Origin of the sequence: Paracoccus sp. (in: a-proteobacteria), assembly GCF_032007265.1 — a bacterium.
In the GTDB taxonomy this organism is placed as follows: domain Bacteria; phylum Pseudomonadota; class Alphaproteobacteria; order Rhodobacterales; family Rhodobacteraceae; genus Paracoccus.
In genome coordinates this window covers 1-6,764 of the sequence record NZ_DALZMB010000153.1, presented here as the reverse complement: position 1 = coordinate 6,764, position 6,764 = coordinate 1, and the positions used below count along the sequence as shown (strand labels likewise).

Annotated in this window: 8 protein-coding genes; 4 read left to right on the top strand and 4 right to left on the bottom strand. The window is 60.4% G+C overall.

Going from position 1 to position 6,764, the window contains the following annotated elements:
- From RTS12_RS19480 to RTS12_RS19465, 4 genes are all read left to right on the top strand, one after another.
- The coding region (locus RTS12_RS19480) for a GNAT family N-acetyltransferase (RefSeq protein WP_312531544.1) at positions 1-330 on the top strand (330 nt) is incomplete at its 5' end.
- On the top strand, positions 327-839 hold the full coding sequence (locus RTS12_RS19475; protein WP_312531541.1) for a hypothetical protein: 513 nt from the start codon (positions 327-329) through the stop codon (positions 837-839). The genes RTS12_RS19480 and RTS12_RS19475, both read left to right, overlap by 4 nt.
- A 49-nt stretch (positions 840-888) precedes the next feature.
- Complete coding sequence (locus RTS12_RS19470) at positions 889-2,259, top strand: glutamate--cysteine ligase (RefSeq protein ID WP_312531538.1); 1,371 nt, start codon at positions 889-891, stop codon at positions 2,257-2,259.
- A 12-nt stretch (positions 2,260-2,271) separates the two neighbouring features.
- A complete protein-coding gene (locus tag RTS12_RS19465; protein ID WP_312531535.1) occupies positions 2,272-3,324 on the top strand; it encodes a hypothetical protein in 1,053 nt (350 codons plus the stop codon).
- 73 nt (positions 3,325-3,397) lie between these two features.
- On the opposite strand, the gene RTS12_RS19460 is transcribed toward RTS12_RS19465, so the two are convergent.
- From RTS12_RS19460 to RTS12_RS19445, 4 genes are all read right to left on the bottom strand, one after another.
- Positions 3,398-3,808 (bottom strand): DUF2852 domain-containing protein, encoded by a 411-nt coding sequence (locus RTS12_RS19460; protein WP_312531532.1) that lies wholly within the window; start codon positions 3,806-3,808, stop codon positions 3,398-3,400.
- Between the two features lie 158 nt (positions 3,809-3,966).
- On the bottom strand, positions 3,967-4,347 hold the full coding sequence (locus tag RTS12_RS19455) for a DUF983 domain-containing protein (protein WP_312531528.1): 381 nt from the start codon (positions 4,345-4,347) through the stop codon (positions 3,967-3,969).
- Between the two features lie 288 nt (positions 4,348-4,635).
- Positions 4,636-6,012, bottom strand: a complete 1,377-nt coding sequence (locus tag RTS12_RS19450; RefSeq protein WP_312531525.1) for a PLP-dependent aminotransferase family protein — start codon at positions 6,010-6,012, stop codon at positions 4,636-4,638.
- A 104-nt stretch (positions 6,013-6,116) separates the two neighbouring features.
- Positions 6,117-6,764: TetR/AcrR family transcriptional regulator (locus tag RTS12_RS19445; protein ID WP_312531522.1), on the bottom strand; the 648-nt coding region annotated here is incomplete at its 5' end.

The following is a 6,764-nucleotide window of genomic DNA, read 5'->3' as shown; positions in this document are numbered from 1 at the left end:
GAGCGCGACGCCTATGACGATGAGGCGATGCATTTTCTTGCCTGGCTGGATGGTGAACCGGTCGGTACGGCACGGGTGATCCTGAAAGGCGAGATCGGCAAAATCGGGCGGGTTGCGGTTTTGCCCCAGGCCCGCGGCACTGGTTTGGGCGCCGGATTGATCCGGGCCGCACTGGATGCTTTGCGCCAGCAGCCCGGAGTTGATCGCGCGGTTTTGGGTGCCCAGACCCATGCCATTGGCTTTTACGAAAAGCTGGGCTTTGCGGCCTATGGTCCCCAATATCTGGATGCGGGAATTCCCCATCGCGATATGGCGTTGGATCTGAAATGATCCGGCCCGCCCTTTCCGAACAGATCCGGCCCTGGCGCGAGGTTATTGCCGCGGTGATGATCCTGGCCTTTGGGATCTGGGTCTTTGCAAAGGGCGGCTGGATTTTTCAGCCCATCGGCTGCGTTATCATCGCGGTTGCCGCAATCTGGGGGCTGAACGCGCGCCGCCAGATGCGGTTTCAGCGCGAGGTCTCGGCGCCCGGTCTTGTCGAAGTCGACGAAGGCGCGGTTCGGCTGTTTGGCGCGCGCGCGCTTGGCGGCGAGATTTCCCTGCGCGATCTGACCGAGATCCGCCTGTTGGTGCTTTCTGGCCGCAGCCATTGGCGCTTGAAGAGCAGCGATGGACAGGCCCTTCTGATTCCCGTCGATGCCGCCGGGGCCGATCAGCTTGCCCATGCCTTCGCCACCCTTCCCGGGGTCGATATGGGTCGGATCTCTGCGGCATTGCGCGGAACAGGTGCGACAGTCCAAACCGTTTGGACCAGACCGAGCAGCGCCCGCTTGACTTGACTGCCCCGAGTTGCCACCTGTGGCGCTAAAGGCAAATGAAAGGCCACCGATGTCCATTCCTCAGCAGGGCGGCGGCCCGATCGAACATCCCGACCAACTTTCCGCCTATATCGAATCCGGCGAGAAACCGCGCGAGGATTGGCGGATCGGGACCGAGCATGAAAAATTCGGTTATCTGACCGACACGCTGAAGCCTTTGCCCTATCAGGGCAAGGCCTCGATCCAATCCATGCTGGAGGGTCTGCGCGACCGCTTTGGCTGGGACGCGGTATATGAGGGCGAACATATCATTGGCCTGACCCGCAATGGCGCCAATGTCAGCCTGGAGCCGGGTGGACAGCTTGAGCTGTCAGGTGCCCCGGTCGAAACGATCCATCAGACCTGCGATGAGGTGAACCAGCACCTTGCCGAGGTCAAAGAGGTTGCCGACAAGATGGGCGCGGGCTTTATCGGCCTTGGTGCGGCCCCGATCTGGTCGCTCAAAGAGATGCCGATGATGCCCAAGGGACGTTATCGGCTGATGACCGATTACATGACCCGCGTTGGCACGATGGGTCAGGATATGATGTATCGCACCTGCACAGTGCAGGTGAATCTCGACTTCTCGTCCGAGGCCGATATGGTCAAGAAACTGCGCGTTGCGCTGGCGCTTCAGCCGGTGGCGACGGCGCTTTTTGCCAGCTCGCCCTTTCTCGACAACAAGCCCAACGGCATGAAAAGCTGGCGTGCCAATATCTGGCAGCACCTGGATGATGCGCGCACGGGCATGCTGCCCTTCGCATTTGAAGACGGCATGGGCTATGAGCGCTGGGTCGATTACGTTCTCGATGTGCCGATGTATTTCGTCTATCGCGACGGAAAATACATCAACGCCCTGGGTCAAAGCTTCCGTGATTTCTTGAAGGGCAAGCTGCCGGCTTTGCCGGGCGAGGTTCCGACCCTGTCCGATTGGGCCGATCACATGACCACGGTTTTCCCCGAAGCCCGCGTCAAGAAATTCATCGAAATGCGCGGGGCCGATGGTGGTCCGTGGCGCAGACTTTGCGCGCTTCCTGCGCTTTGGGTTGGTCTGATCTACGATCAGGATGCGCTGGATGCCTCGTGGGATCTGGTCAAAGGCTGGGATGCAGAGACCCGCGAGGGGCTGCGTGTTGCCGCCGCGAAACATGCGCTGGACGCCGAGGTCAACGGCATTCGGATGCAAGACCTTGCCCGTCAGGTGCTGGATATCGCCGAGGGCGGCCTAAAGGCACGCGCCCGCACGGGTGCAGGTGGTTTGGTCCCCGATGAATCACATTTCCTTAATACTTTGCGAGAAAGCGTAGACACCGGCCGCGTTCCAGCCGATGAACTGCTGGCAAAATATAACGGCGAATGGGCGCAAGACCTGACCCGCATTTATGCGGAGTACAGCTACTAAGGGACAAAACATATGCGGCATTTCTTCATCACCAGCTTTGAGCGTCTGATGAATGTCATGGTGGTTCTGACAGGGTTGGGCATTCTTGCCCTGTCAGGAAAAATGGCCATGGACGCTCAGGGTAATGTCGAGATGCTGTTGCGCGCGCTTTTGGTGTTTCTGGGCGGCTTTGTCGCCCTGATCACCTTTGCGGGCGTCGCATATCTGGCCATTGGCAACCACAACAACCTGCGGCGCGTGACGCGCTGGATGGAAGCCGGGGGGCGCAATGCCCGGCCCTTGACGGCAACGCGCAGCATCGACGTGCCCACGCATCACGGCGTCGAGCCGACCTATCCCCAAAACGACGCGCCAGCAGTCGCCCGTCCCGTCCCGCAACCTTCGAGCCCCGGAACAGCCGCGCGGTTTGCCAGCGTGATGCGCGCGCAAAATGTTCGCCGCGTACCGCAGGGGCAAAGCCTTCGCGCCCCGGCGCCGGGTCAGGCCGAGCCTCGCCCCGCCCAGACGCGTCAGCCAGAAGCGCGTGAACCCGAGGCCCGTCATGTCGAGCCGCGCCTGACTGAACCTCGTGTGACGGAACCGCGCATTGCAGAACCGCGCCAGCCCGAGCTGCGTCATAGCGAGCCGCGCCTTTCCAGCGCCGAGCCATTCGCTGCGCCGTCGCCGATGCGCGCACCAGAACCACAGCAGCACCATCAGCCATCGGCTCATGCGTATCAGCCGCGCGTCGAAGCACGCGTTGAACCCCATGCCGAGCCGCGACCGCACCTAAGCGCGCAAGAGCTATACGCGCCCTATCCGCAGCATGTGCAAGACAGCGAAGTCGGGATCGAATTCGCGGCCGCCGAGGTTCAGCACTCGGCCTCTTTCGCCCCAGAGGCACATGCCGAACAACCGGCCCCCGCGCCCGTGGCAGCTGCGCCGATTTTCAGCGCGGCCAAGCCGATGCTGCGTCCAAGCGTGACCGATGCGACGCCAAGCAGCAATGAAAACGCCAACCCTCAGCCGCAATCCAGCGCCAATAAAATCGGGCGGCTGGTCGCAGACCGCCGCCCGTTGCGCTAATCTATTTTGGCCCTTTACCGCTGATTCTGGCTAAAGGGCCAATGCCGTTTTATGGGGTCAAAGGCGCGGTCGCTTAGACCTCAGTCACCTGATTTTGGCGGCTGCGCATGAAGTCGTCAAATTCGGCCTTGTCTTTGGCTTCACGCAGCTTGTGCAAAAAGCCCACGAACTGCTCGTGCTCGTCTTCCAGGCGCTTGAGCGTCTCTTCGCGATACGCATCAAATGCGGAATTGCCGGTGGGCTGGCTCAGACTGCGTCCGAAACCGCGCGAGTCGGATTTGCGTTGTGAACAGAACATGCGCTTACTCCAGATCATATAGCCAAGAAGTCCAAGGCCCACGGGCCAGGCCAGAACAAACCCCAGGATCATCGCGATGATCCATGCGGGTTTGCCTCTGGCGTCAAGCCAGTCGCGGACCCGCAAAACAGGGGCCAAAACGCCCGGACCGGAGGAACGGGACCAGTCAGAGGCAGGGATATTCATCGCGATACCTTCCTTGTTGGTAAAGACCAATGTTAATCATGTTAACATAGATGGGATCGCACCGGTTTTCTGTCAATATGTCTGATGAAAAAATGCAAAAAGCGCCCCGGTGGGGCGCTTCACAGATAGAATAAATCAAGCTTGCTTGCCGGAACGTGCTAGGCGCCCGGATCGCGCTCATTCTTGGCCCAAAGCCAGCCAATAAAGGCGCCTTTGACATATCTTAGCAAAATCAAAGTCATAACCGTAGTCATGACGCTAAGAACGATCAGGATCATCAGCGGGCTTAGACGAAACCACACCCAGGCCGCGGCGATCATAGGGATCAGCAAAAGCATGATGATGGTAATGGTGAAAAACGCCGGACCATCAGCGGCACGATAAGAGCCGATCCGCTCGCCACATACCGAGCAGGCATCGACCAGCTTCAGATATCCCGCAAAGACGCGCCCCTCGCCGCAATTTGGGCAACGATTGCACATGCCGCGCAGCATCGCCTGATTGGAATCCCGCTCGACCGGAATAGGCGTCTGTGTCATCGAAAATGTCCTTCTGTGCCAATCTGGACCATCCGGGGTAAATCCATACAACTTACCCCTATGCAGGCAGGATATAGGGTGCGCGAGGCCATAAATCCATACAATTCATGCCTCCATCACGAAATTTGTCAAAAATCGCGCAGTCAGACCGACGAATTGTCAGATTCAGTCCAGAATTCAGTGATTTTTCAGTAGATTCCGGATACCCCAGAAAAATATCCATACATGCAATCAGAAAATCCAAGATTATGTATGGGTGCATTCCCTATGATTTAGCGGCAACGCTGCCTAAACCACCGCCCGCGCTGGGGCTGCGGTTTGCCCCAGAAGGGCCGCCAACTGGCTTAGCCCCTCTTCCAACACGTCACGGTCCGGCGCCACGCCCAATGAAATGCGGACCGCCTCGACGGGATGCGAGCTGACCGCGAAGGCGCGCCCTGCGACGATCGAAACCCCTGCGCGATCGGCATGTTCGGCAAAATCATCAGCCCGCCAATGGGCCGGAAGGCGCAGCCACAGGTGATGCCCCTCGGGATCAGCCGAGACATCCTGCCCCGCGAATACACTGGCCGCAATCGCCTGTCGGGCACGGCTTTCCGCACGTATGGCTGCGGTCACGGCATCGATGGTCCCATCCGAAATCCACCGGCTGGCCACGGCCGCAAGGATCGGCGGGGCCATCAGATTGGTGGCGCGCAAAACGCCCGCCAATTGCAGCGCCAAATGCGCCGTAGGGGCCACGACATAGGCCACGCGCAAAGCGGGCGTCACCGCCTTGGACAGTGTCGCAAGATGCCAGCACAGCTCGGGCGCCAGATCGACAAAGGCGGGCTCGACCCGCTCGCGCAGCGGCGCGTAAGGGTCATCTTCGATGATGGTGACCTGATGGCGCCGTGCGATTTCGACGATTTGTTGGCGTCGCAACGCGGGCAAGGTCGCCGTGGTCGGATTATCGATCGTCGGGATCACATAAAGGGCTTTTGGCGGGTTTTCCTGACAAAGACGGGCAAAATCTTCGGGGATCAGGCCTTGCTCGTCCATGCCGAGGGCGGCAACGCGCAGATCACATTGGCGCGCCGCGGCTGTCAGGCCGGGATAGGTGACCGTGCCCGCGGCGATCACATCACCCGGTCGCAGCAGCAATCGACATAGCGCGAAAAGCGCGGATTGCGCGCCCCCGGCGACCAAGATGCGATCATCGGCCACGGGCGCGATCCAGCCCTGCAACCACTTGGCCGCAGCCGCCCGATCACCGGGCGTGCCGTTGCTTTCCTGATAATGCAAAGACAAAAGTCCGCCATTTCCCGCCAATATCGCAGCGATGGTTTGCGGCAGCAGCTTCCGAAAATCCGGCTCGCTTGGCTGGGGCGGGATATTCATGCTGAGATCCAGCGTCGGCTGTGCCTGATTGCGCGGCTCGCCCAGCACATCGTCGCGGATAAAGGTGCCGCGCCCGGCCTGCGCCGCGATCAACCCGCGCCGCCGCGCCTCGTTGAAGGCGCGCGTCACCGTCGTCAGATCAATACCCAAGGCTTCGGCCACGCGTCGCTGAGGCGGCAGGCGCTCGCCGGGGGCGATGCGGCGGGCGCGAATATCGGCCTCAAGCGCTTCGACGACGCCAAGATATTTCATCCGCGCCGTTTCATCGAGCCGGGGTTGCCACATGATCTTCTCCGCCAGTAGGTGCAGGATACATACACGAATCCTGCCATGTATGGCAAACAGACCGGCAGTGCGGCACATTTTTTGCCGAGATTAATCTGCGATGATCAGCTTGGGATAACGCCAAGGCCGCGCAAATAGATCAGCACGCCGCTTTCCAGCAAATCTTCGGGCGAGAGCGGGCTATTGGCACCCGGCTTGCCACGAGAGAACAATTCGACCACGCCATGGCTAAGCGCCCAGACGTGATTGGCAACCATGATCGCGGGCGGACGTTCGGCCTGAGGAAGATGGGTGAACAAAGCGCGCGCCGCATCCAAAAGCACGTTCTGTGCGCGGTGGGCGGCCTGACCGGTGGCTGAATCCCCGCCAAAATCCATGCCGGATTCGAACATGGCCATGTAAAGACCACGATGCTCGCGCGCAAATCGCAGATAGGCGATACCGACGCGTTGAAAGGCCGAAATCGGCGTTGGCCGAGCATGATCAAAGGCCGCTGTCAGCCGGGCCGCGAATTCCTCGAAGCCCTGACGCGCTACCTCGGCCAGCATCTCATCGCGGCCGGCAAAATGGCGATAGGGGGCCGCCGCGCTGACACCGGCGCGACGCGCGGCCTCGGCCATGGTAAAGGCCAGCGGGCCTTTATCCTCGATCAGAAAGATCGTGGCCTCGATCAGCGCCTGTCGCAGATTGCCATGATGATAAGAGCCGCGCTCCACGCAGCCGGGCCTACATGCCTTCGCCGAAATAATCGC